Here is a 26,476-nt window from a genome sequence, read left to right on the forward strand (position 1 = left end):
AGAAATCTTCTTCAACAGGCGGGTCTGCAGTAGAAGATTTCTCCCTGCGGTCAAAATGGCTGATATTTTTATATGCCTGACAAACTAAAACACAAACAGCCCGCACAAAGGCAGGCTGTTTACAGATATTTACGCAAGCCTGTTACTTTAACAGATCAGCCTTAGTGGCATCCAATATTTTAAATGATTCTGCCGAGTTGGCCGCCTCTGCATAAACACGCAGTACCGGCTCAGTACCTGAAGGGCGGATCATGACCCACTCATCATTATCGAAAAAGAATTTAAAGCCGTCCAGGTCTTCCGTTCTTTTGATATTAAAATCACCAAAGCCCTTGTAATCACCGGCTTTGCAGGAAGCGATGATCTGCTGTTTCTTTTCTTCGGTTACATGCAGGTCATAACGCTCAACGGCGAACGAACCCACCACGCTGTAAATTTCCTGCACCAGATCAGTAAGGCTGCGGCCGGTTTTAGCCATAAATTCCCAGATCACCAAGCCAATCCAGATGCCGTCGCGTTCAGGGATGTGGCCCTTTATCGCAATACCGCCAGACTCTTCGCCGCCCACCAAAAAGGGTTTACCAGAGTTTACAATCAGGTCGCAAATATATTTAAAGCCAATTTTGGTTACCGTATTTTTCAGGCCGTACGCATCGCATAGCTTCTGTATTTTGCTGGTGCAGCTAAAGGTAGAATACACTTCACCTTGCTCGCCTTTAACTTTAGACATGTAATGAATAAGCAGCAGCAGAATGTGGTGCGAATCCACAAAGTTACCGTCCTGGTCATACAAGCCAATACGGTCGGCATCGCCATCGGTAACCAGGCCCGAAGCAATCTCACCTTCCGAGGCTTTGATCAACTCTTCGAACGGTTGCAGGTTACGCTGTATAGGCTCGGGGGCCTGGCCTTCAAAACCGGGATTATGATCGCAATGCATAAAGGTTATGCCGGGGAACAACCGCTGCATTACATTTTGGCCGGCACCATACATAGCATCATAAGCCCAGCCCATGCCGCAGTTGCGAATGGCATCCAGATCAAATTTGGCTTCAATGTCTTCTACATACATATCCTCCAGGTTGATAAGCTCCACTAAGCCGTCTTTCTGATAATCAGCTACCGGCTTTAACTGGCCGCTAAAAATATCCGGAATCAAGGACTCTACTTTTTCAATGGTATCAGGCGTAGCCGGACCACCGTAGCTGGCCTTGATCTTATAACCATTGTAGGCAGGAGGGTTGTGGCTGGCGGTAATAATGATACCGGCAGAAGCCTCTTTACGTACAGTTCCTAAAGAAATCATAGGGGTAGAAACAAACGTATTTTCGGCGCGGTATACCTTAATGCCGTGTGATGCTAATACCTGAGTAGTAATATCGGCAAAGAGCGGACCGCCAAAACGCGGGTCGGCGCCTACTACGGCAGAAGGGTTTTCGAAGTCTTCTTTCAGCCAAAGAGCGGTTCCCTCAGCTACGCGTTTCACATTTTCAACAGTAAAGTCGTCTGCTATAATGGCTCTCCAGCCGTCTGTGCCAAATTTAATTTTAGTCATGGTAGATTATCGTAGGTTTAAAATCTTATTTTTAGGGCCTTAAAATTGGTTCGAAGTTAACAAGTTATCTTACAAAAGCAATCAGGGTGTTGATAAATAGCACCGGCTTCATAAAGGCTTAACTTTTAAAATTACAACGCTTAATTGGCGGCATAAACAGTTGCCCGATGCGTGAAGAAAACAGCGCATCAGCACTAATGTTTTACCATTAAAGAGGCGAACGTAAACGGCTGATTTTTGAATTAATTTCTCTGATTGTATAAATGCACCTCATGTTTAATCCTCAAACGTTACAACAGTTCAATAATACCGATACACCATTCTATTATTACGACCTCAACCTGCTGCGCCAAACGCTGAATATTTGCAAGCAGGCGGCAGGCCGTTATAATTTCAAAGTGCATTATGCCTTAAAGGCCAACTTTAATTCTGCTGTTTTAAAGGAAATACAAGTTGCCGGTTTTGGAGCCGATTGCGTGAGCGGCAACGAAGTGAAGGCGGCCATTGCCAACGGCTTTCCGGCGCATGAAGTGGTATTTGCTGGGGTTGGCAAAAGCGACAGGGAAATAAACGCCGCTTTGGATGCGGATATTTTCTGCTTTAATGTGGAGTCGGTTCAGGAGCTGCTGGTGATTAATGACCTTGCCGCAGCCAAGAATAAAGCGGCAAAGGTAGCCATCCGTATTAACCCCAACGTAGATGCCCATACGCACCGTTTTATTACCACCGGGTTGGATGAAAATAAATTCGGCATCAATATCTGGCAGCTTGATGATGTGGTATTTACGCTGGATAATTGCCCGAATCTGCAATTTATCGGTATTCATTTTCACATCGGTTCGCAGATTACCGAATTGGATGTATTTAAGGATTTGTGTGCAAAAGTCAATGAACTGAGCGACTGGTTTGAGCAGCGCAATCTTCCGGTAAAGGTATTGAATGTGGGCGGCGGTTTGGGGGTGGATTATAATGCTCCGCATGAAAACCCGGTTGCCGATTTTGAGCATTACTTCAAAATTTTCAATGAGCATTTGATTGTAAAGCAGGGGCAGGAGGTTCATTTTGAATTAGGCCGGGCCCTGGTTGCGCAGTCGGCTACTTTGGTTTCCCGGGTACTGTACGTAAAGAATGGCATCAATAAGAACTTTCTGGTGCTTGATGCCGGCATGACCGAACTGATACGGCCCATGCTGTACCAGGCCTATCACAAGATAGAGAACATCAGCAAACCGCAGCAAGCTGAGCAAAAAATAGTGAATTACGATGTGGTAGGCCCGATTTGCGAAAGCACTGATTGTTTTCAGGAAAATGTACAATTGCCTGAATCGCACCGCGGAGATTTGCTGGCCATTTATTCGGCGGGTGCTTATGGTGAGGTAATGGCTTCTTCCTATAACCTGCGCGACCGTGTGCAAAGCGTATATTCGCTGCCGGAAGCAGAATTAATAAAAGGATAACATAAAGGCTATTTTGAGTTTAAGCGATATAATGATCTTGGTATCAATATACCAGCATCGTTATGAAACTTATAACAAGAGTTACCGAATGGATATGGCGCCTGAGAGAACAGTTGTTCATGCACACAATAAAATCTTGCTTTTTGCACTAAATCGGGAAGCAAATTTTCTTTAGTTGATATTAATTGTTCATTTTGGGTGAATTAACAGTAACCCTTTTTAATGAGTGATAGTTTAAACCGCAATTTATTTGGCGGCCAGTTTCATTGGGGCGTTTCTACCGCCGCTTTTCAAACTGAAGGTGCCTGGAATGCCGACGGTAAAGGCGAATCCATCTGGGATACCTTTACCCATAAAAAAGGTAAAGTAAAAGGCAACCAGAATGCCGATACCGCCTGCGATTTTTACCATCGTTACAAGCAGGATATTGATCTGCTTAAGGAGATGGGCATCCCCAATTTCCGGTTCTCGCTGAGCTGGACACGCATAATGCCTCGTGGTGCCGGAGAAGTTAACCAGGCCGGAATTGATTTTTATAATAATGTTATCAATTATTGTATTGAACAGGGCGTTACTCCCTGGGTTACGCTATATCATTGGGATTTACCACAAGCTTTAGAAGCACAAGGCGGGTGGACGAACCGCAACATCATTAACTGGTTTAGTGATTATACCGCTATTTGCGCGAAAGCTTATGGCGACCGTGTAAAGCACTGGATGGTAATGAACGAACCTGCCGTGTTTACAGGAGCAGGTTACTTTTTAGGGATTCATGCGCCGGGCCGGCGCGGCTTGCGTAATTTTTTACCGGCGGTACACCATGCTGTTTTGAGCATTGCCGCAGGCGCCAGAAAGCTGCGGGAAATACTGCCTGATGCTGACATCGGTACTACGTTTTCCTGCTCACACATTGAACCTTACCGGGATAGATTGAGCGACAAGCAGGCGGCTATAAGAGCTGATGCTTTGATTAACCGTTTATTTATTGAGCCGACATTGGATTTAGGCTATCCCGTTAAAGATTTGCCGGTACTAAAAAAATTAACTGATTATATCCAACCCGGCGATGAGCACCTTATGGCTTTTGATTTCGATTTTATCGGGCTGCAAAATTATACCCGCGAGCTGGTCAAATATTCTTTCTTTACGCCTTACATCAGTGCATCGCTGGTTAAAGCTAAAGACCGGAAAGTGCCTACAACCGAAATGGGCTGGGAGGTATATCCGCATGCGATGTATGAAGTACTCAAAAAGTTTAATGCCTATTCGCAGATCAAACAGATCTATATCACCGAAAATGGCGCCGCGTTTAAAGATGTGCTTGCAAATGAAAGGGTAAACGATGTTGAGCGGACGAAATATTTACAGGACAATATAACCCAGGTATTGAAGGCAAGGCAGGAGGGATGCCGGGTTAATGGCTACTTTGTGTGGACGTTGACCGATAATTTTGAATGGGCCGAAGGCTATCACCCGCGTTTCGGCCTCATCCATGTCAACTTTGAAACCTTAAAGCGAACGATAAAAGATTCGGGGTATTGGTACCAGGAGTTTTTGAAGTAGGTAGTTCTTTGAAAAAATTTCAAAAAACTTGTCATTTCGACCGTGGGGAGAAATCTTCTTCTGTTGATAGGCTGCCTAAAGAAGATTTCTCCCTACGGTCGAAATGACATGATGGATTGTTTAAGGCGTTATTAATACCTCATGTACGCCGCTACCACACTTTCGCGCGGCATGTGCTCAGCATCCAGGATGTTTACGCTGCCACCGTTCAGGTGGGTGTTAACAGCCGCACGGTCAATTAAGTCCTCGTCACCATCCTGCTTTTCAGCGTGCATAGTGAGTTTATTGTTCTGCTCATCAAATGTGCCCCAGATGTGCTGCCCTTCGGCGATGAACAGGTCGGATATACGGGCGTAATAACTGGCCGGTATCACGGTTTCGGGCATGGATGAACTTTGAGCCGTAGCCAGCTGATTGTAATAATTTTTCAGGGCTTTTTTGGTGTCTTCCTGAAAGTAAGGCGCTAACTTTTCCAGCGCTTTGGTAAATAACGTTGCCGAATTTTCATGCTCAAAATTACCGCTGAGGGATTCGCTATAGATGTTATTGTACTTGGAAGCCTGTTTATAGATAGGTACTAAGTAATCAACTGCAGCAATAATCAGCGGCTCGTGCTTATCATGTAATACTTCTGCAAAGATGGTCTTGTCCACTTCATGAAAGTACAGCGCCAAGTTCTCTTTATCATCCGGGTTGCCTTCGCCCTGGCCATGATAGCCGGAAGCTTCGCCTGCCGGGCCGCCTGCGCCGGTGCCGCCTTTACGGTGCAGCATGCGGTCGCCTTTTTCTTCGAAGTGTACCACATCACCCATGCCGTTGGGTAACCCGGCAACGGTTACCTTCTCAATACCATACCTGTTGCCCTTAAATAATTTAGCGTCATGCTTGCTTAGCATCAGCACATAAAAACTTTTATTGGCAGTAATGGCCGGTATTACCGGGCTTAAATAGAATGTATTATTGATATATTCAGTTTGCTGTACTGTAAACGGCAGTTGCAGCACACGGTTAAAGTCTTCTGCCAGATAAACAGCCAAACCTTCCAGTTGGGTATTCCAAAAGGCATCGTCATTTACCAGGGCAAAGGCCGGACTCAGCACCCGGTCTATTTTAGCCTCATCATAATTTTGTTGTTTTAACTGGCTTGTCAGATTCTGTAAAGTGGTTTTAAACACAATACGATCCTGTTTTTCATTTACTTCCTGTCCGGCACGATGGGTGGGGATATAAACAGAGATGCACAAGTCTTTTTTTACTTGTACCAATTCGGCAAAGTCTTCTTTTGAAATGATTTCCATTAGTATAAATATTAGATGCGGATTGAAACCGGCAGGCTGCAACGCAGAGAGCGACCTGCCGGAACATAAAAATGAATTACTTTCGGGTATCTTTCATGGTATCGCCCTTATCCGGGTTGCGGTTATGGTGCAGTAAGTGCACGTTTTCGGCGGTCTCATCGCCGTCGCCGCCATCGTTGGTATATTCGCTGGCCAGTTGCTCATCACGTTCCGGCGTGGTACCGGCAAACGCATCCTTTATACCGCTTGATTCTTTTTGATTGCCCGATGGCTGGCCTTTGTGCTCATGTGTTGAGCCTGCAATGTTCTTTCCCATAGTTATAGTATATTATAAAGTACAGTGTTGAAAATTATTTCCTCAATCAATATTTAATGTTTGTCAAGAAAATAAGTTAACTATAGAATTAACTATGGGCAGGAAAGAAAGGTTTTAAATTTTTAGAGGCAGCATAAAATAGAAGGTGGTGCCTGTGGCAAGGCTGCTTTCAAACCATATCTTCCCATCATGCTGAGTAATGATTTGCTTACAGATGGACAGGCCCAGGCCAAAGGATTTTTCGCCAAGGGTACCCTGGCGTTTAGCGTTTGTAAACATATTAAACACATCCGCCTTTAACTCATCAGGGATGCCGATGCCATTATCGTGCACAGAAAAAATAACCTCATCTGCTGCGAGTTGCAGTCCGATAATGATTTCGCCATTTACCTTGCTGAACTTGATAGCGTTACTGATCAGATTACTTAACACCCGCCATATTTTTTCACGGCTGATTATAAGATTTTGCGGCTCATCTAAAAGCCTTACACTAAGGGTTTGATTTTTTTCTGCGGCTTTATAATTAAGCAGTTCAATACAGTTTACCACCAGCTGGTTGATCTCCACTTCCTGCCGGTTCATTTCCTTTACCTGATTATCTGCCACTTCCAGTAATTCGCTGATTAGTATGAGCGAATCATTGGCTGTATCTCTGATGGCTGTTAATAAACTTTGGTGCTCTTCATCCAGTTCATGATCATTTACCAGTGTGCTGCTCAATGAGGCTATGCCGCCTACCGGGTTTCTTAAATCATGTGCTACCGTATGCAATATGCGGTCTTTCTCCTGATTGCTGATCTTAATCTCATTAAGCGCATGGGCAAGATCGTCGTTTTGCTGATTGATCTGCTTATTCAAATAATCAAGCGCCTTCATATTGCGGCCTGATTTGCGAAGGTACTGGTAGATGAGCAAAATGATGAACGATGCCATAGCGGCAATAATAACAGCTGCTATTAAATAAATGCGCTGCATGTTGCTGTGCTTTCTCAGCACCGCCAGCTGGTAATCTTTTTCATAGCGGTCCAGCTGTAAATTGATGTCGTTTTCCTTTAAGTTGAGCTGGCTTTTTTCAAGACTGTCCTTGAGCAGGCAGTAAGACTTATAATTTGACAAGGCCAGCTTGTAATTTCCCTGTGCTGTATAATAAGTGGTCAGCAGGCTTTTCATAGAAGCTGTTGCACTTAAATTAGGCACAAGTTTTAAATGCGCCTGCAGCGAATTTAAAACAGCCAGCAGTGAATCGGGCTTGTTTTGCAGTACATATAGTTTAGCCAGCTTTACTTCCGTAAGCTCGGCATCACCAAAATCGTAATCGGGCTTTGCATTAACCGCAATGCTCTGCCTGTACAAACCGGCAGCTATGTTGTAACGGCCTTGCTGCACATACATATCAGCCAGATTTCCCTGTACTACTGCCGTAGCCAGGTTAAACTGCCGTTCTACGTTACTATACTTTTTACGATTGGTGTTAATATAAGCCAGCGCTTTGTTATAGTAAAAGACAGCGCTGTCATTCATGTGCAGTTTACCATAAGAAAGCCCGGTATTGTTCAGCAATTCCTGCCGGCGGTAGAATGAACCGAAAGTGAGCGAACAGGCGTTTATTTCCTTGCACGTTTTTTTAAAGTAAGTTGCCGCCCTTTTGTAATCCTGCTGGCGGTACATGCTCATACCCATACGGTAGGTATACTCGCTCTTGCTGCAATCATCAAGCGTGGCACTGGTAATTTGTTTACCCCGGTAATAGTTATAGTAGGCTTCAGACAAGCGGTTCTCCTCAAAAAGCAAATCGCCGCGTAAAAAAAAGGTCCTGCCGTACATGGACTGGTTTTCCCTTATTTTTTGCTCTGTATTCAGTTCAGCCTGCATGCTATCTATATACAACATAGCTTTCTTATTATCCCGCTTAACCTGATAATAGTAATTATAGTAAAAAAGATAGGTGCTTTCTTTTTGAGCAACGGTAGCGTTGGGTAACAGAATGGCGGCATCTTTCAACAGTTGCAACCCTTCTTCTGCATGATTGGTATCAAAAAGCCGGCTAACCCGATTGAGTACAGCCTGATAATCTTTTGCTGCAGAAGCCGAACGTTTATCCTGAAAGTTATTGCACGAACTCGCAAAAAGAACAAACCACATAACCGCCGCAGCCGCTGATCTGCGCCAGTGTAGAATAATCCGGGCTTGTATATGAGTGTAAGGCGTTAACAAAGTAATACTTTTTAAGGCGGTGCAAAGCCTGAAAACTTACCGTTCCCAATTATAATAAAAAGATTGTTTAACTATTCTTTTTAGTTGTTTTATTTAAAGGCGTCTAAACCTGTAACATCCATACCGGTTATCAGTAAATGAATGTCATGTGTGCCTTCATACGTAATTACCGACTCTAAGTTCATCATGTGGCGCATTACCGGATATTCGCCGGTAATGCCCATGCCGCCCAGCATTTGCCGTGCCTCGCGTGCAATGTGCAGTGCGGTATCAACGCTGTTGCGTTTCGCCATCGAAATCTGAGCTGCTGTTGCCCTGTTCTCGTTTTTTAGCTGACCTAAACGCCATACCAGTAGCTGCGCTTTGGTAATTTCGGTAATCATCTCGGCCAGTTTCTTTTGCTGTAGCTGGAAAGCGCCAATAGGTTTGCCAAACTGGTGCCGTTCCTTTGCATAGCGCAGGGCGGTATCATAACAGTCCATAGCTGCACCTAACGCACCCCAGGCAATGCCGTAACGGGCCTGGTTAAGGCAGCCCAGCGGGCCTTTCAGGCCTGAAATATCGGGTAAGATATTTTCTTTCAGGATTGATACATTATCAAATACCAGTTCGCCGGTAGCTGATGCCCTTAGCGACCACTTATTATGCGTTTCCGGCGTAGTAAAGCCTGCCATGCCGCGCTCCACAATTACTCCCCTTACCTTGCCCTGCTCATCACGCGCCCATACTACAGCAATATCAGCGAAGGGGGCGTTGGATATCCACATCTTGGCGCCGTTTAGCAGATAGCCGTTGCCGTCTGGCCGCAGTGTTGTGGCCATACCGCCCGGGTTAGAACCATGATCCGGCTCTGTTAAACCAAAGCAGCCCATCAGCTCGCCGCTGGCAAGCCGGGGCAAATACTTCCGGCGCTGCTCCTCCGAGCCATAAGCATAAATAGGGTACATCACCAGTGAGCCCTGTACCGATGCCGCAGAGCGGATGCCCGAATCACCCCGCTCAATCTCCTGCATAATTAACCCGTAAGCCATATAATCCAGCCCGGCGCCGCCGTATTCCTCCGGTATAGTCGGGCCGAATGCGCCAATTTCTGCCAGCCCTTGCAATAATTGTTTAGGAAATTCAGCCCGTTGGGCGTAATCTTCAATGACCGGGCTAACATTTTGCTTAACCCAATCCCTAACCGTTTGGCGTATCAGTTTGTGTTCATCGGTCAGCAGCTCGTCCAGCAGGTAATAGTCGGGCGATTCAAACAGGTCGGTACGTGGCATAATGGATGAGAGAGATGTGAAAACAAAATTAACCAAAGGCTTTACATTGCAATAGCTTTTAGTTTTATTTTTGGCAAATGCTGAAGGTTGGAATATATGATGCCGGGTTTTTTGCCGGGCATGGCTTTTACGAGCAGGAGCAGCTGATTGGCAACCGGTTTCTGGTTACCATCGAGGTGGCATTTGATGCGGGCGGTCATCTTTCATCGGATGATATTAACCATACCGTAAACTATGAGCAGCTGTATGCCATTGCCGAAGATGAAATGAAGCAAACCAAACAACTGCTGGAGGCGCTGGCCCAGGCAATGGTTGATCGCATTCAAAACCAGTTTCCGTTTGTGCAGCAGCTTATGGTAAGCGTTAAAAAAATAAATCCGCCGTTAAGAGGCAATGTCGCATGGTCGGGCGTTACCATTTCACTGCCCTGATTATCAGTTATGGAAAATTATAAAAGAATTACTTCTGAGGTTTTACTGCAGATACGCAGCATTATCAGCAGCGAACAGGTGTTTACGCGTGCCGAGGATCTGGAGAAATATAGCCGGGATGAAACCGAAGATCTGCGTTATGTGCCCGAAGTGGCAGTGCTGCCCGACACACCGGAACAAATAGCCGCTTTACTAAAAGTATGCAACAACTACCATATCCCGGTTACCCCAAGGGGAGCGGGTACAGGGCTGAGTGGCGGCGCTTTGCCGGTTTACGGCGGCCTGGTGATTTCTATGGAACGGTTTAACCGCATTATTGAAATTGATGAACAAAACCTGCAGGCTACGGTAGAGCCGGGCGTAATTACGGAAGCCTTTATTAACGCGGCGGCCGAAAAAGGCTTGCTCTACCCGGTTGACCCGGCCAGCAAGGGCAGCTGCTTTATCGGGGGCAATGTATCTCATGGTTCGGGCGGCCCGCGCGTAGTAAAGTACGGAACCATCAGGGAATATATTTTGAATTTGCAGGTGGTGCTGCCTAACGGAGAAATTATCTGGACGGGGGCCAACACCCTTAAATATTCATCAGGCTACAACCTTACGCAACTGTTCATCGGTTCGGAGGGTACGCTGGGCATCATAACTAAAATTGTAGCCAAACTTATTCCCAGGCCGGCGCAGGATGTGCTGATGCTGGCTTCCTTTGGTTCTAATGAAGATGCCTGTGCGGCGGTATCGGCCATTTTCAGGGCAGGCGTGGTACCTTCGGCGCTTGAGTTTATGGAAAGGCGCGGGGTGGAGTGGGTGATTGAGCATGATGATATCGTGTTTGACCTGAAAGGCAATGTTCAGGCCTTTCTGCTGATCGAGGTAGATGGCAATGAGCAGGAAATGATGTTTGCCGAATGTGAAAAGATTAACGCCGTGCTCGAAAATTTTGGTTGCCAGGAAGTATTGTTTGCCGATACTTCGGCGCAAAAGGAAGACTTATGGCGCATCAGGCGCACTATGGCCGTATCTGTTAAATCAAATTCCGTGTACAAAGAGGAAGATACGGTAGTGCCGCGTGCCGCATTGCCGAAACTGATCAATGGTATTAAAGAGATTGGCCACCGCTATGGTTTTCAATCGGTTTGCTATGGCCATGCCGGCGATGGTAATCTGCACGTGAACATCATTAAGGCCGGCATGAGCGATGAAGATTGGAAGAGCAAACTGAGTGGCGGAATCAAAGAGATATTTGAACTTACCATTGCCTTAGGGGGCACAATATCGGGCGAACACGGAATTGGCCTGGTACAAAAAGACTATATGCCGCTCAAATACTCACCGGTACATTTTGCCATCTGGAAAGGCATTAAGCAGGTATTTGATTCTAACCATATCCTTAACCCCGGTAAAATATTCAGCTAATGGTTGCCGAAGAATTTCATGTTGCCTATCATGACCTGATAAAAATCGGCTTTGCCATGCTGTTTGGCGGTGTGCTGGGCCTAGAGCGGCAGTATAAGCATAAAACTGCCGGTTTTCGCACCATAATATTAATTTGCCTGGGTTCGGCATTGTTTACATTAGTTGCGCAGAAAGGCGGCACTAACGTAAATGCTAACGTAATTACGGGTATCGGCTTTATTGGCGCAGGGGTTATTTTTAAGGAGGGCTTTACCGTAAGCGGCCTTACTACTGCGGCCGTTATCTGGATATCGGCCGCCATTGGTGTGGCCGTAGGCACCGGTGATTATACACTGGCGCTTATTGCTACAGCAGTTACGGTAATTGTATTATCGCTGCTAAGCAGGGTAGAGGATTACATTAATACCATTCACGGGAAAAAGATATTTTCACTGGTGTTTACCAGTACGGACTATCATAACATCGAAGCTTTTGAAACTATGGCCCGCAAATATAGCCTGACTACTGAGCGCCGTTCTGTTACCAAGAAAGATGCTAACCTGCAGGCGCTTATTGAAGTTGCAGGCCACATTGACAATATCAACAAACTAAACGAAGAGCTGGTATTGAGCCCCATTATCAAATCGTTTTAATTGTACTGGTAATTTGTTCCGGCTGGCTAAAGCCAACTGTGCGCCTACGGCACCTATAGGATAAGGCAGCAATTTAAAAGAGGTGAACCTTTTTTCCGGTGGTGCACATCTCTTCGTTACCGGCCAATATATTCCGGGTGATATACTAAGCATATTCAAATTGCTACTTTAGCTTCGTAATATCCGCGTGCATCATCAATGTCCGGAAGTTTCTTTCGGCTGATGCGCCCCTCTTCTCATCAGGATAAAGCAGGCTCAGTATCCCCCGTTACATATTTCGGGGTGCTGTACTTCCATAATCAGTTCAATAAAGGGGTAATAAAGTGTAAAGGCAAAGTTTACACTTTTCAGAAAAATTTGCATCTAAAAAATTGATATTCAGCACATTGAAAAAAACCAGGGTTTACACTTTTTACAACTTTTAGTTGTGCCCTTTACCGGCTTTATTTACCTCCGGTTTTTACGCCTGCAAAACGAAGGAATAGGAAGCTGAAAACAGGTTAAGACCGGGTGGCATTATAGTTCTTTAAATAAAATTGGCAATATCTTCAGGTTTGATATGACATATTGACTGGCTAAATATTTTTAATACGACAAATTGGCTCATTGGTTGGTTTTCCTGTAAGTGGAACAGGAATTGATTATATACTCACGGAATTAATAAAAGAAGACTTTGGAGGATATAAAAATGACTTTAGTAAAATTTAATAACGGACACAAAAATCACTTATCAAACCTGCGTTACAACGATGTTTTTGAATCAGTATTTAACGATTCATTTTTTAAACCTGTAGCCTTAGGTAAAACACCGGCTGTAAATATTGCCGAAACCGAAAACCAGTTTCAGATTGAACTGGCACTGCCTGGCATGAAGAAAGAAGATTTTAAGATCAACTTAGACAAAAACGTGTTGAGCGTTTCTGCCGAAAAGAAGGAAGAAGTTACCGAAGAAGGCAAAAAGTATAATAAACGCGAATTTGGCTATACTGCCTTCAACCGTTCATTCACCCTGCCAGAAACCGCCGATCATACCAACATCGAAGCCGCTTATACTGATGGCGTGTTGAAGTTGAGCGTAGCTAAAAAGGAAGAAGCCAAAATACAGGCCCGCGAAATTGCGGTTAAGTAATTAACGTTTTGTTTCTATAAATAGAGGTTGTTGATTTAGTTAAAAGCCGTTGCAGGTATTCTGCAGCGGCTTTTTTAATCTTTACTAAATCCGGTATAATTGTAGGAGCAACTTAACTGCGCATATTGATGTATTGCAGCGGCTGCCCAAAGTCTTCACCACGGCAAAGGCTGATTACGGCCTGCAGGTCGTCCAGCTTTTTGCCTTGTACCCGTACCTGGTCGTCCATAATGGAAGCCTGCACTTTCAGGCCGCTGTCTTTAATCTTTTTCACTACCTTTTTAGCGGCTTCCTTATCCAAACCTTCTTTAATGCTAACTTCTTTTCTTATCATATTGCCCGAAGCATATTCTTCCTCACCAAAATCAAGCGCCTTCGGGTCCAGCTGCTGCTTCATCATCCGGCTGATAATGGAATCCTGAATGGCTTTCAGGCGCATATCATTCTCGGTTACAATGGTTATCACATTGGTTTTCTTATCCAGGTCAACAGTGCTTTTTGAATCATTAAAATCATAACGGTTCAAAATTTCTTTTTTAGCGTTATTAATGGCATTGTCCAGCGTTTGGCTGTCTATCTGGCTTACAATATCAAAAGAGGGCATGGGTAAATGTTTAAATGTGTTGCAAAGTTATTGAATAATTACAGGTACATACGGTACCTTTTTATTATTTAGGCAAACACGCTTATTTAAATTAAGTTAATATTGAGGTAACATCTAAATCATCAGATTTGCAAGCAAAGCCCCTAAATGGCAAAAAGCCCGTAATGCAACCGAAAGACGTTCCGCTCATTAACCGCGAAATAAGCTGGCTGTATTTTAACGACCGTGTGCTGCAGGAAGCGGCAGATGCTACGGTTCCGTTGATAGACCGCATTCGTTTTCTGGCTATTTTTTCTTCTAACCTCGATGAGTTTTACCGGGTACGGGTGGCTACGCTTAGTCGGCTGGCCAACCTGAACGAAAAAGCAAAGGCGCTTTTAGGGTACAACCCAAAAAAAGTACTGAAGCAGATTAAAACGCTGGTGGTTAAGCAGGAAAAAAAATTTAACAACCTGTATGAGAATATCATTATCAAGCAGCTTGCAGAACACAAGATATTCATCCTCAATGAAAAGCAGCTGAATGTAACCAGGGGCACTTTTGTAAAAAACTATTTTCGCGAAAAACTGCTGGCTACGCTGGTACCCATTATGCTGGATGACCATATGCCGCTGCCCGAGATGCGCGACAGGGGTATCTATTTCTTTGTAAAGCTGGTTAAGGGCAAAAAATCGCGCCTGGCGATGATCGAAATTCCTGATACCCTTTCGCGTTTCATTATTTTGCCGGAAACCAATCATCTGAAGTTCATTATCATGCTGGATGATGTAATCCGGTATAGCCTCGAAGATATCTTCTTCATTTTTGAACATGATAGTATCGAAGCCTACTCCATACAGCTGACACGCGATGCAGAACTGGACCTGGATAAGATAGTAAGCGAAAAGTTTATTGACGCTTTAGCCAAAAGCCTTACTAAGCGTAAACGCGGCAAACCTATGCGCCTGTTATATGACACTGAAATGCCCGCTGATATGCTGACCTACTTAGTTACGCGTTTGGGTATGAGCTCCGACAGCCTTATACCGGCCAACCGCTATCAGAACTTTAAGGATTTTATTAAGTTCCCTAACGTGGGCGGCCCCGAACTGGAATATACCAGCTACCCGGCGCTTCCGGTGGCGGGTTTATCATTCAGCAGGAGCTTTATTCAGCAAATTGCACAAAAGAGTTACCTGGTGAGTACACCCTACCAGTCGTTCGATTATGTGATACACTTTTTGCGCGAGGCGGCAATTGATCCTAAAGTAAAGGAAATCAGCATCTCTGTGTACCGCCTGGCCGAAAATTCGAGGGTGGTACATGCGCTCATCAATGCGGTTAAAAATGGCAAGAAGGTAAATTGCCTGGTTGAGTTGCGCGCCCGGTTTGATGAGCAGAACAACATACGCTGGAGCCGCCGGCTGGAAGAGGAAGGTATAAACGTAATCTATGGCATTGATGGCTACAAGGTGCACGCCAAAATATGCCTGGTTACCCGTATGGAAAAAGGTAAGCCGGCCTATTATGCCTGCCTTTCTACCGGAAATTTCAACGAAAAAACAGCCCGGATTTATGCCGACCATACCATATTTACAGCCCATAAAAGGCATACTACGGCTTTGGTAGCGGTGTTCAGGGCTTTGCAAAGGGGTACTTTGCCCAGAGATATTAAAAATCTTATTATCTCGCCCGTTGACTCGCGACCCGAAATATACCGCTTAATTGATAATGAAATAGCCAGCGCTGCCGCCGGTAAAAATGCCTACATTATTTTAAAGATGAACAGCCTGGCCGATGAGCAGGTGATTGCCAAACTGTATGATGCCAGCAATGCCGGGGTACGTGTTCAGCTTATTGTGCGCGGCATGTGCTGCCTGGTGCCGGGTGTTAAAGGCTTTAGTGAAAACATCACAGTTATCAGCATTGTGGATAAATACCTGGAGCATGCACGTATCCTTATTTTCGGCAACAACGGTAAAGAATTATTATATCTTACCTCGGCCGATATGATGACCCGCAACATTGATAACAGGGTGGAAGCAGGTTTCCTGGTCTATGATGAAGAACTCCATCAGGAGATCAGGGCCATGGTAAACCTCCAGCTGGAAGATAACACCAAATCAAGGGAGTTGAACGGCGCCATTCAAAATAAGTATCACAAAACTGATCAGGAAATTCCGTGCCGCGCACAGATAGAAATTTATAATTATCTTAAATATAAAAACACATCAAATTGAGATACGCAGCTATAGACACGGGCTCGAATGCCGTACGACTGCTGATAGCAGACATTAAGGAAAATAACGGCACTGTTTCTTTTAAAAAAGAAACACTCATCCGTGTCCCGCTTCGTTTAGGCGACGATGCGTTCTTACACAAACACCTGTCGCAAAAAAAAGCAGACGACCTGGTGAAAACGATGCTGGCCTTCAAAAGCTTAATTGATGTATATAAAGTAGATGATTACATGGCCTGCGCTACCTCTGCTATGCGTGAGGCTGACAACGGGCCTGAGGTGGTAAAGCGGATTAAGGAAGAAGCCGGGCTTGATTTGGAGATAGTGCACGGCAGTCGCGAAGCTAATATCATTTACTCCAGCCACATGGAGCAAAGCCTCGATAAAAGCAAGAACTATTTGTACATAGACGTAGGCGGCGGCAGCACAGAGCTATCGTTATTTTCGCAGGGCGAGATGCTGGCTTCACAATCATTCAACATTGGTACCATACGCATACTGGATAATCAGGATAAGGAGGAAACGTGGGATGAGATGAATGAGTTTATAAAGCAACATGCCCGCAAATTTAAAAACGTATATGGTATAGGTACGGGCGGCAACATCAATAAGCTGTTCCGGTTATCAAAGGAGAAGGAAGGCGATGCATTGAGTTACAGTAAACTGAAAAGTATGCATAACTACCTGAACTCATTTTCATTAAAAGACCGCATCAATGTGTTAGGCTTAAACCAGGACAGGGCGGATGTAATTATACCTGCCTGCGAGATTTATTTGAGTGTAATGAAATGGGCTAATATTAAAGATATTTATGTACCCAGCGTAGGTATGGTAGACGGCATTATTCAAACACTGATAGAGAAAAACAACCTCAGATAAAATATTATCTTAATTTTTACTTTACATCATAGAATTGTTTTCTATATTTGTTTTGCCCTCCTGAGGGCATGTTTTTCATAGGTAGATGTAGGGTCGGGTACGCGTTATTCGACCCTTTTTTATGCCCTTAACTTTTCTTCCTGTTTATTGTTAATTCCTGCACATGCACAAGCGAAAAATTGTAATTGCTGTTACCGGCGCCAGCGGTGCCATTTATGCCAAGCTGTTAATGAACCGGCTGCAACAGCTGCAAAACCAGGTAGAGCAGGTAGCGGTAGTGATGTCAGACAATGCCAAACAGGTATGGCAATTTGAATTGGGTAATGATGATTATACGCAAATCCCCTTTCATTTTTATGACAAGCGGAACTTTAACGCCCCTTTTGCCTCCGGTTCTGCCCGGTATGATACTATGGTAATTGTGCCCTGCTCCATGGGTACACTGGGCCGTATTGCCGGGGGAATTTCTGACGACCTGATTACCCGCGCTGCCGACGTAATATTAAAGGAGCGGCGCAAACTCATACTCGTAGCCCGCGACATGCCGCTGAATCTTATCCATTTGCGCAATATGGTTACTGTTACCGAAGCAGGCGGTATCGTTTGTCCGGCGGTTCCCTCTTATTACAGTCAGCCCAAAACTGTGGAGGAAGTAGCTGCCACAGTAGTGAACAGAGTGATTGATTTGATGGGCCTGGAAAATGAAAGCTACCGGTGGAATGAACAGGATACCTGAACTCTGTTTATTCTTATCCTCCTGCTTCCTCGTTATTGTTTAAATTAATCTGCTTCTGCTTACCTGCTTTAATGCATATTTTCTACTTTTGGGCGTCATAACATCCCAAACCCCATACAGCGTGGAGCAAAACGAATTAACTACCGTTGAAACCGCCAAAGATTTAGGTCTCCGGCCCGAAGAATTTGACCGCATTAAAGAAATCCTGCAGCGCAGCCCGAACTTTACTGAGCTTTCCATCTTTTCGGTAATGTGGAGCGAGCATTGTTCCTATAAAAATTCCATCAAATGGTTGAAAACCCTACCGCGCGACGGTGCACGTATGCTGGCCAAAGCAGGCGAGGAAAATGCCGGACTGGTGGATTTGGGTGATGGCATTGGCTGCGCCTTTAAAATTGAATCGCACAACCACCCTTCGGCGTTAGAGCCTTACCAGGGTGCGGCTACCGGCGTAGGCGGTATTAACCGCGATATATTTACGATGGGTGCACGCCCTATCGCACAATTAAATTCTCTGCGCTTTGGCGATCTGAATAACGACCGTACCAAGTGGCTCATTAAAGGCGTAGTTAAAGGTATTGGCGATTATGGCAACGCCTTCGGCATTCCAACCGTTGGCGGCGAACTATTTTTTGATGAATGCTACAACGTGAACCCGCTGGTTAATGCCATGTCGGCCGGTATAGTAAAGGCTGGCGAAACGGTTTCGGCTACCTCTTATGGGGTAGGCAACCCGGTATTCATTGTGGGCTCATCTACCGGTAAGGATGGTATACACGGGGCGGCCTTTGCTTCTAAGGATATTACCGAAGATTCGGTGAACGATCTGCCCGCCGTACAGGTAGGTGATCCCTTCCAGGAAAAATTATTGCTGGAGGCAACGCTCGAAGTGATTAAAACCGGTGCGGTTATCGGCATGCAGGATATGGGCGCGGCAGGTATCATCTGCTCTAACTCCGAAATGTCGGCCAAGGGCGAGCACGGGATGGTAATTTATTTAGATAAGGTACCTACCCGCCAGGATAATATGAAGCCTTATGAAATCCTGCTGTCTGAATCACAGGAGCGGATGCTGATTGTGGTAGAAAAAGGCCGCGAAGCGGATGTGCAGGCGGTGTTTGATAAGTGGGATTTAAACTGTGTGCAGATAGGCGAGGTAACGGATACCAAACGCCTTGAATATTATATGAACGGCGAACTGGTAGCCGATGTTCCTGCCGACGACCTTGTTTTAGGCGGCGGTGCACCGGTGTATGAGCGTGAGTATAGCGAGCCGGCTTACTATCAGCAAAACCAGGCCTTCAATATCGATAATGTACCGGTACCCGAAAGCCTGATTGATGTAGCCGAGCACCTGTTGGCGCAACCCAACATTGCCAGCAAGCGCTGGGTAACCGACCAGTACGACTCCATGGTAGGTACCGCCAACATGACTACCAACCGCCCCAGCGATGCAGCCGTAGTGGCCGTTAAGGGTACTGATAAAGCCATTGTATTAACCGTAGACTGTAACTCCCGCTATGTGTATGCCGACCCGCAAAAGGGTTGTGCCATTGCCGTAGCCGAAGCCGCACGTAACATCACTTGTGCCGGTGGCGAGCCGGTAGCCATTACCAACTGCCTCAACTTCGGCAACCCTTACGTGCCCGAGGTATACTGGCAGTTTGTGGGCGCTATTAAAGGTATGGGCGAAGCCTGTACCAAGTTCGGTACTCCGGTAACCGGCGGTAATGTGAGCTTCTACAACCAGTCGTCTGATGAAGGGCCGGTATTTCCTACGCCCACCATTGGTATGCTGGGCGTAATGGATGATGTAACCAATATCATGACCTCCGACTTTAAGCAGCCCGGCGATTTTATCTACCTGATCGGCGAATCGGTTAACGACATTGCATCTTCCCAATACCTGGCTTCTTACCATAAAATACAGGCGGCACCTGCCCCGTATTTTGATTTGGATAAGGAGTACGACATGCAGCAGATAGTTAAAGAACTCATTAAGCATAAGGCCATTGTATCGGCGCATGATGTGGCCGATGGCGGCTTGTATGTAACGTTAGCTGAATCGGCTATGCCGAACGGCTTGGGCTTCGACATAGCTACAGATGCCGAAATCCGCAAAGATGCCTTCTTATTCGGCGAGGCGCAGGGCAGGGTAGTGGTAAGCGTTTTGCCGGAGGAGCAAGATCGCTTTGTAGAAATGATGGCCACCAGCGAGGTGGAGTTCACCCTATTGGGTACCGTAACTAACGGTTTCTTTAATGTAGATGAAGAACTGTTTGGCCATGTAACCGATGTGAAACTTACTTACGATAACGTACTGCACGTTACCTTGGGCGATTAACCCATGCTGCAACTTAACCGCATACACCACGTAGCCATTATCTGTGCTGATTACCAAAAGTCAAAGCAGTTTTACACCGGAGTATTAGGTTTGAAAGTGGTGCAGGAAGTTTTTCGCGCCGAAAGAAACTCCTACAAGCTCGACTTGGAAGTGGGCGGTGCCTACCAGATCGAGCTTTTTTCTTTTCCCCATCCGCCTGCCCGTCCCTCTGGACCTGAAGCCGTTGGCTTGCGCCATTTAGCTTTTGAGGTCGACAGCGTGGAAGAAGCGATTACTTATCTGACGGAAAAAGGCATAGCTGCTGAACCCATCCGCGTGGATGAACTTACCGGCAAGCGTTTCACTTTTTTTCAAGATCCCGACGGGCTGCCGCTGGAGTTTTACGAACGGTAGCCGTGAGCGACATTTTTCGCTTCAAACAGTTTGCCATTGATCAGGCTGGCTGCGCCATGAAGGTAAATACCGACGGGGTCTTACTGGGTGCATTGGTCGGTGAAAACTCTCCCCAACATATCTTAGACGTCGGCACCGGTACCGGCGTAATTGCCCTGATGCTGGCGCAGCGGTTCCCCGGCGCACAGATTGATGCTATTGAAATTGATCCGGCAGCAGCGGCAACGGCACATCAAAACTTTACCGGTTCGCCTTTTGCCGAAAGACTGAAACTATACAAGGGGAGTTTTGCAGATGTATTACAGCTTCAACTTTATAGCCGCAAGTATGATCGTATAATTAGCAATCCTCCGTTTTACATCAATAGTCTGCATCCCTCAAATGCCAACAAAAAACTGGCTAAACATGCTGATGCTGATTTTTTTACTGCGTTGATAACAGCATGTGCCTTGCATTTAAATTCTGCCGGGCAATGCTGGTTGATACTGCCGCCTGATACCGCAGCTATAGTAGCTGACCTGTGTTTTGCTCAAGGGCTGTATCAACAAGAAAACATAGCTATAAAATCATTTCCTGATTCTGCCCCGCACCGGTTAATTACAGCATTTGGTTTCAACTCATCGGAGACAAAGGAGAGTGAACTTTATATTTATGATATGCCTAAAATTTATTCAGCCCACTACCAGGAAGTATTGAAAGACTTCCTGACGATATTTTAAGCAATTCTACACTATCCTCACCCCGTCATTTCGACCTATAGGTCAAAATGGCAAGTGGAAGGAGTGTATAGCATAACAGAAACGCGTCATTGGGAGGTACGAAGCAATCTCGTCGCATATAGGGCGAAGAGGCCTCCGTGCGATTGCCACACTACGCTCAAAATGACGCGCGGCGGTTTTAATCCGCAATCCCTACAGTTTTATTTGTCTTTATTGCCATATCTTTTCGTCCTTTGTTCAATCATGACGAAAATCGGCCTTATATCAGATACCCACGGCTACCTCGATGATGCCGTATTTAAACACTTCGCCCCGTGTGATGAGATTTGGCATGCCGGTGATTTTGGCGAAGGCGTAGCCGAAAAGCTGGCTGCCTTTAAACCGTTGAGAGGCGTTTATGGTAATATAGACGGCACGTCTATCAGAAAGGATTTTCCGTTGAACCTGCGTTTCAGGTGCGAGGAGGTTGATGCCTGGATAACTCATATCGGCGGTTACCCCGGCCGCTATAACCCGGCGGTAAAGCCTGAAATTTATACCAACCCGCCGCAATTATTCATCACCGGGCATTCGCATATTCTGAAAGTGATCTACGACGAAAAGATCAAATGCCTGCACCTCAATCCCGGCGCTGCAGGCAAACAGGGCTGGCACAAAGTGCAAACCTTAATGCGCTTTGAGATTGACGGAAAGAAGATTCAGAACTTGCAGGTGATTGAATTGGCGAAGAAGGGTATAATTGAAGCGTATAAAGAAGTCAATAATTAAAAATTCCAGTTGTCATTTCCACCGCAGGGAAAAATCTTCTTCAGGCAGCCTATATGCAGTAGAAGATGTCTCCCTACGCTCGAAATGACGTATTTTTAATGAAGCTTAACTAAGCATTCTCCGCCTCAAACACACTATCAATCAGCAACTGCGGTTGCTTGTATGCTGCTACCGCCATGCGGTCGCAGCGTTCATTTTCGGGGTGACCGGCATGGCCCTTCAGCCATACAAAACGGATTTGGTGCAGTTTGCTGATCTGCAGATAACGCAGCCATAAATCTTTGTTCTTTTTACCGGCAAAACCTTTCTGGTACCATCCATATACCCAGCGCTTTTCAATGGCATCCACTACGTACTTAGAATCGGAGTAAACAGTTACGGTTTGGTTGAGGCTTTTCAAGGCCTCCAAACCTATAATCACAGCCAGCAGCTCCATACGGTTATTGGTGGTTTTGCGGAAGCCGCCCGAAAGTTCCTTATAATGCTGCCCCGAGCGTAAAATAGTGCCATAGCCGCCCGGCCCCGGATTGCCGCTGGAAGCGCCGTCTGTAAAAATTTCGATCATATTAATTAAGCGGCAAGTATAAGAAATTGCAGCAAAGGCCAACGGTGCAAAGTTTCAAAAAAATATTGCAGTATTGCCGGAGTTTTCTAATTTTGCATCAACAAGCACGGTAGATGTAGCTCAGTTGGTTAGAGCATCGGTTTGTGGTACCGAGGGTCGTGGGTTCGAGCCCCATCATTTACCCGGAAGGCAAAAGATTGGTTTAATCTTTTGCCTTTTTTATTGGAATGCCTTAGAAGCTGTTTAAAAGCGCGTCATTGCGAGGTACGAAGCAATCTCTATCACTTAGTTAAGACATAATGCGGAGGGATTGCTTCGTACCTCGCAATGACGACTGGCAATAGTAACTATTTGAATTTATTTTTAAACAACTACTCAGGGATTGGTTGCCCAGATATTTGCTTCCGGAACAAATCCAATATCGCTTAATTCCAACATCGATACCATAACCTGCGCTATTTCCAGTCCTTTAAGTTTACGCTCAGGATTGGTTGACTGATGCCCCAGCTTCGTAACAAAGTCAGTTACCACTTCACTGGGATTTACCTGCATCACCCTGATATTATGCTTACGCAGTTCTGCCTGCCAGCATTTGGTTAAGCCGGTTATTGCTGATTTGCTTGAGCAGTAGATTGAACCGTTGGCAAACCCGTTTACAGCGCCCATGGAAGCCACATTAATGATATTGCCACAATTCTGCGCAATGAAATGCTGGGCTGCCCGCTGTCCGCACATAAAGGCACTTAATGTATTGGTTTGCCAGATGCGGGTAAAATCGCCAGCAGTAGTTTCAACCAGCGACCCCATATAGCCGATTCCGGCATTATTGATGAGCACGTTTAATCCGCCCATCTGCTCAATCGCAAAATCAAATAACCGGTCAACATCGTTCTGCAGGGCCACGTCAGCCTGTATACCCATAACTGACAATTCGCTTTTTGCTTTTTCCAGCGTTTGTATATTACGGCCGCAAATCACTACCTGCGCACCTTTTGATTTCAATAGTTTGGCAGTTTGGTAGCCGATACCCGAAGTGCCTCCGGTAATAATTGCTTTGATTGTACTTAATTCCATATTCTATATACAACTTGATACAAGAATTGTCTACCATAAAAAATTATAATAAGTATTGGTGTTTCCTTCAAGATTGGGCGCTAAGTATTGGCAGTTCCATTGTGTAACCCAAAAAATCAGTATAGCTTTGTGGTTACCCGGCTGATGCATTGACAATGGCATCAGCCCAAATAGCTGCTATGAAATTAGGTTGCCTTGTAACTCTTGTCTTAAGTTCGTTTTTTGCAAAATCTCAACCCATTGCGTTGCAATGCGAGCACCTGCCATCTCCGCTTGGAGTTGATAATCCACATCCTCGTTTGAACTGGCAGCTTTCCGATAGTCGGGCAGGCGCGGGGCAAGCGGCTTATCAAATTACAGTAGGGACTGATTCTGTTGCAGTCAACCAGGGCAGGGGTAATGCCTGGATGAGCGGCCGGGTTAAATCGTCAGAAAATTTGATTGCTTACAATGGCCGCCCGCTGCAGCCGTTTACCCGGTACTACTGGCAGGTAAAGGCATGGAACAGTTTAACCGGTAAAGCCGAAATATCAAAAACCGCCGCCTTTGAAACCGGCATGATGCAGCAGGCCAACTGGCAGGGTAGCTGGATTAGCGATGAGGAAGCTAAAGAAACTAAACCGGCACCTTACTTCAGAAAGGTATTTGTTGCGGGCAAGACCATTAAATCGGCCCGTGCCTATATTGCCGCAGGCGGTTTGTACGAGCTGTATGTAAACGGCAAACGCATCGGCGACCACGTGCTCGACCCGATGTATACCCGGTTCGACAGGCGTAACCTTTACGTAACCTATGATGTAACTAACGCGCTTCTGTCGGGCAATAATGCAATAGGGGTACTGCTGGGTAATGGTTGGTATAATCATCAGTCTACCGCCGTGTGGTACTTTCATTTAGCGCCCTGGCGGGCCCGCCCTGCATTCTGCATGGATATGCGCATCACCTATACCGATGGTACTACGGAAACCATAAGCACCGATACCCGCTGGAAAACAGCAGCCGGGCCATTGGTATTCAACAGCATTTACACCGGCGAACATTACGACAGCCGCCTGGAGCAGCCGGGCTGGAATACCGCAAACTTTGATGATAGCAAATGGAAAGGGGCCTTTAACCGTTCGGCACCTTCAACACAGGTGGTTTCGCAATTGATGTACCCGATACGGCATGTGGAAACCATTCCGGCCAAAAGCATCAGCCGTATTGATGATACCACTTATCTGTTTGATCTGGGCAGGAACATTGCCGGTGTGAGTAAGATAAAGGTAAATGGTGAGGCAGGAACGGTATTAAGGCTTACCCATGCCGAACGGCTCACTAAAGATAAACGCCATGTTGATCTTTCCAACATCGATCTGCATTACCGCCCAACGGATAACCAGGATCCGTTCCAGACGGATATATTTATACTGAATGGCAAAGGCGGGCAGGAGTTTACGCCGCGTTTTAATTATAAAGGCTTTCAATACGTACAGGTAACCAGCAGCAAGCCGGTGCAGCTGCACAAAGAAGATCTGGTGGGCTATTTTATGCATAGCGATGTACCGCCTGCGGGGCATATTACTTCATCAAACCCAATCATCAATCAGATATGGCAGGCTACCAATAACTCTTACCTGTCTAACCTGTTCGGTTATCCTACGGATTGCCCGCAACGTGAAAAGAACGGCTGGACAGGCGATGCCAATATTGCCTGCCAAACCGGCTTGTATAATTTTGATGCCTTTACGGTATATGAAAAGTGGATGGCCGATCACCGCGATGAGCAGCAGCCCAATGGCGTACTGCCTTCTATCATTCCGTCAAACGGCTGGGGCTACGAATGGGGAAACGGCCCCGACTGGACCAGCAGTATAGCCATTATTCCCTGGGAACTATATCTGTTTTATAGTGATGTTAAGCCGCTGGCCGATAATTATCAAAACATAAAGCGCTATGTGGACCATATTGATACTGAATATCCTTCCGGACTTACCACATGGGGCCTGGGCGATTGGGTACCCGTTAAATCAAAGTCGCCGGTTGCGCTTACCTCGTCATGCTATTATTATACCGATGTTATTATACTGGCCAAAGCCGCAAAGCTACTGGGGAAGCTTTCCGACTATCAGCATTACAGCCGGCTGGCTGTAAAAATAAAAGATGCTGTTAACAACAAATACTTAAATGCCGAAAAAGGCATTTACGGCGAAGGCTTACAAACCGAACTGGCAGTACCATTGTACCGCGGCATTGTACCCGAGCAGCTAAAGCCGCGCGTTGCAGCCAATCTGTCTAAAGCTGTAGAAGCTACCGGTTACCACCTGGATGTGGGCATTTTAGGTGCAAAGGCTATATTAAGCGCGTTAAGCGATAACGGTTATGCCGAAACTGCCTACAAGCTGGCAGCGCAGGAAACTTACCCCTCGTGGGGCTGGTGGATGAAGAACGGCGCTACTACGTTGTACGAAAACTGGGATATTAATGCCAGGAGCGATATGTCGCTCAATCACATCATGTTTGGTGATATTGGTGCATGGCTGTACCGGGGCATAGCAGGTATTAAGCCAGATACAGGGCAGGCCGGATTTAAAAACATATTGCTGGAGCCGCACTTTGTAAACGGCCTCAACTATTTTAAAGCGGAACATGCGGGGCCTTACGGGCTCATCAAATCTGCATGGGAGCGCAGCGGGAAAAATGTAGTTTTCAACGTTACCATTCCGGCAGGCAGCACTGCCGCAGTTTGTTTTCCTGTAGCAGGCAAAGCGGCTATAACCTACAAGGGCAAACCGCTAACAGCGTACACGCACTTGTTCAGTTATGCCGGTACCCAGTTGGGTAAGGGGGTAAATTTTCAGATAAAACCAGGTGCCTATACTTTTATGATACAGCAGGATGAAGCACCATAAAAACCG

Annotated in this window: 22 protein-coding genes and 1 tRNA gene; 15 read left to right on the forward strand and 8 right to left on the reverse strand. The window is 45.9% G+C overall.

Annotated elements, in window-relative coordinates; translation table 11 throughout:
- Positions 1-142 precede the first annotated feature (142 nt).
- Positions 143-1,555, reverse strand: a complete 1,413-nt coding sequence (locus ACY652_RS16115; protein WP_462265407.1) for a phosphohexomutase domain-containing protein — start codon at positions 1,553-1,555, stop codon at positions 143-145.
- A gap of 272 nt (positions 1,556-1,827) precedes the next feature.
- Between ACY652_RS16115 and lysA the strand changes: the two genes are divergently transcribed.
- Positions 1,828-3,012 (forward strand): diaminopimelate decarboxylase, encoded by a 1,185-nt coding sequence (lysA, locus tag ACY652_RS16120; protein ID WP_462265408.1) that lies wholly within the window; start codon positions 1,828-1,830, stop codon positions 3,010-3,012.
- Positions 3,013-3,234: 222 nt separating this feature from the next.
- Complete coding sequence (locus tag ACY652_RS16125; RefSeq protein WP_462265409.1) at positions 3,235-4,575, forward strand: GH1 family beta-glucosidase; 1,341 nt, start codon at positions 3,235-3,237, stop codon at positions 4,573-4,575.
- A gap of 131 nt (positions 4,576-4,706) precedes the next feature.
- On the opposite strand, the gene ACY652_RS16130 is transcribed toward ACY652_RS16125, so the two are convergent.
- The 4 genes from ACY652_RS16130 to ACY652_RS16145 all read right to left on the reverse strand — a co-directional run bounded on the left by ACY652_RS16130 (position 4,707) and on the right by ACY652_RS16145 (position 9,674).
- Positions 4,707-5,873: a baeRF7 domain-containing protein gene (locus tag ACY652_RS16130; protein ID WP_462265410.1), complete on the reverse strand. Its 1,167-nt coding sequence runs from the start codon at positions 5,871-5,873 to the stop codon at positions 4,707-4,709.
- A 76-nt stretch (positions 5,874-5,949) separates the two neighbouring features.
- Entirely contained in the window at positions 5,950-6,189 is a 240-nt protein-coding gene (locus ACY652_RS16135) for a hypothetical protein (RefSeq protein WP_462265411.1), read from the reverse strand.
- Positions 6,190-6,303: 114 nt separating this feature from the next.
- Entirely contained in the window at positions 6,304-8,331 is a 2,028-nt protein-coding gene (locus ACY652_RS16140) for an ATP-binding protein (RefSeq protein ID WP_462265412.1), read from the reverse strand.
- A 161-nt stretch (positions 8,332-8,492) separates the two neighbouring features.
- Positions 8,493-9,674 (reverse strand): acyl-CoA dehydrogenase family protein, encoded by a 1,182-nt coding sequence (locus ACY652_RS16145; protein WP_462265413.1) that lies wholly within the window; start codon positions 9,672-9,674, stop codon positions 8,493-8,495.
- Positions 9,675-9,751: 77 nt separating this feature from the next.
- Between ACY652_RS16145 and folB the strand changes: the two genes are divergently transcribed.
- From folB to ACY652_RS16165, 4 genes are all read left to right on the forward strand, one after another.
- The gene (folB, locus tag ACY652_RS16150) at positions 9,752-10,105 is read left to right on the forward strand and encodes a dihydroneopterin aldolase (RefSeq protein ID WP_462265414.1); all 354 of its coding nucleotides are present in this window, start codon (positions 9,752-9,754) and stop codon (positions 10,103-10,105) included.
- A 9-nt stretch (positions 10,106-10,114) separates the two neighbouring features.
- Entirely contained in the window at positions 10,115-11,518 is a 1,404-nt protein-coding gene (locus ACY652_RS16155) for an FAD-binding oxidoreductase (protein ID WP_462265415.1), read from the forward strand.
- The gene (locus ACY652_RS16160; RefSeq protein WP_462265416.1) at positions 11,518-12,150 is read left to right on the forward strand and encodes an MgtC/SapB family protein; all 633 of its coding nucleotides are present in this window, start codon (positions 11,518-11,520) and stop codon (positions 12,148-12,150) included. The genes ACY652_RS16155 and ACY652_RS16160 overlap by 1 nt, the downstream gene beginning before the upstream one ends.
- Positions 12,151-12,838: 688 nt before the next feature.
- A complete protein-coding gene (locus ACY652_RS16165; protein ID WP_462265417.1) occupies positions 12,839-13,279 on the forward strand; it encodes an Hsp20/alpha crystallin family protein in 441 nt (146 codons plus the stop codon).
- Between the two features lie 112 nt (positions 13,280-13,391).
- Here ACY652_RS16165 and ACY652_RS16170 read toward each other — a convergent pair whose 3' ends face one another.
- Complete coding sequence (locus ACY652_RS16170; protein WP_462265418.1) at positions 13,392-13,883, reverse strand: YajQ family cyclic di-GMP-binding protein; 492 nt, start codon at positions 13,881-13,883, stop codon at positions 13,392-13,394.
- 164 nt (positions 13,884-14,047) lie between these two features.
- On the opposite strand from ACY652_RS16170, the gene ppk1 reads away from it, so the two are divergent.
- From ppk1 to ACY652_RS16205, 7 genes are all read left to right on the forward strand, one after another.
- The gene (gene ppk1, locus ACY652_RS16175) at positions 14,048-16,102 is read left to right on the forward strand and encodes a polyphosphate kinase 1 (RefSeq protein ID WP_462265419.1); all 2,055 of its coding nucleotides are present in this window, start codon (positions 14,048-14,050) and stop codon (positions 16,100-16,102) included.
- Positions 16,099-16,980 carry a Ppx/GppA phosphatase family protein gene (locus ACY652_RS16180; RefSeq protein WP_462265420.1) on the forward strand — a complete coding sequence of 294 codons (882 nt, stop codon included), beginning with the start codon at positions 16,099-16,101 and terminating at the stop codon, positions 16,978-16,980. The genes ppk1 and ACY652_RS16180 overlap by 4 nt, the downstream gene beginning before the upstream one ends.
- Before the next feature lie 163 nt (positions 16,981-17,143).
- On the forward strand, positions 17,144-17,716 hold the full coding sequence (locus ACY652_RS16185) for a UbiX family flavin prenyltransferase (RefSeq protein ID WP_462265421.1): 573 nt from the start codon (positions 17,144-17,146) through the stop codon (positions 17,714-17,716).
- 121 nt (positions 17,717-17,837) lie between these two features.
- Positions 17,838-20,060, forward strand: a complete 2,223-nt coding sequence (gene purL, locus ACY652_RS16190; RefSeq protein WP_462265422.1) for a phosphoribosylformylglycinamidine synthase subunit PurL — start codon at positions 17,838-17,840, stop codon at positions 20,058-20,060.
- 3 nt (positions 20,061-20,063) lie between these two features.
- Positions 20,064-20,453, forward strand: a complete 390-nt coding sequence (gloA2, locus tag ACY652_RS16195; RefSeq protein ID WP_462265423.1) for an SMU1112c/YaeR family gloxylase I-like metalloprotein — start codon at positions 20,064-20,066, stop codon at positions 20,451-20,453.
- 2 nt (positions 20,454-20,455) lie between these two features.
- Positions 20,456-21,172 (forward strand): tRNA1(Val) (adenine(37)-N6)-methyltransferase, encoded by a 717-nt coding sequence (locus tag ACY652_RS16200; protein ID WP_462265424.1) that lies wholly within the window; start codon positions 20,456-20,458, stop codon positions 21,170-21,172.
- A 243-nt stretch (positions 21,173-21,415) separates the two neighbouring features.
- Positions 21,416-21,940, forward strand: a complete 525-nt coding sequence (locus tag ACY652_RS16205; RefSeq protein WP_462265425.1) for a metallophosphoesterase family protein — start codon at positions 21,416-21,418, stop codon at positions 21,938-21,940.
- 109 nt (positions 21,941-22,049) lie between these two features.
- On the opposite strand, the gene rnhA is transcribed toward ACY652_RS16205, so the two are convergent.
- Complete coding sequence (rnhA, locus tag ACY652_RS16210) at positions 22,050-22,505, reverse strand: ribonuclease HI (RefSeq protein ID WP_462265426.1); 456 nt, start codon at positions 22,503-22,505, stop codon at positions 22,050-22,052.
- Positions 22,506-22,614: 109 nt separating this feature from the next.
- On the opposite strand from rnhA, the gene ACY652_RS16215 reads away from it, so the two are divergent.
- Positions 22,615-22,688 (forward strand) — tRNA-His (locus tag ACY652_RS16215).
- Between the two features lie 192 nt (positions 22,689-22,880).
- Here ACY652_RS16215 and ACY652_RS16220 read toward each other — a convergent pair.
- Entirely contained in the window at positions 22,881-23,579 is a 699-nt protein-coding gene (locus ACY652_RS16220) for an SDR family oxidoreductase (protein WP_462265427.1), read from the reverse strand.
- A 179-nt stretch (positions 23,580-23,758) separates the two neighbouring features.
- Between ACY652_RS16220 and ACY652_RS16225 the strand changes: the two genes are divergently transcribed.
- On the forward strand, positions 23,759-26,470 hold the full coding sequence (locus ACY652_RS16225; protein ID WP_462265428.1) for an alpha-L-rhamnosidase: 2,712 nt from the start codon (positions 23,759-23,761) through the stop codon (positions 26,468-26,470).
- The last annotated feature ends 6 nt before the right edge of the window (positions 26,471-26,476 follow it).

The organism is Mucilaginibacter sp., assembly GCF_965200995.1.
GTDB lineage: Bacteria > Bacteroidota > Bacteroidia > Sphingobacteriales > Sphingobacteriaceae > Mucilaginibacter.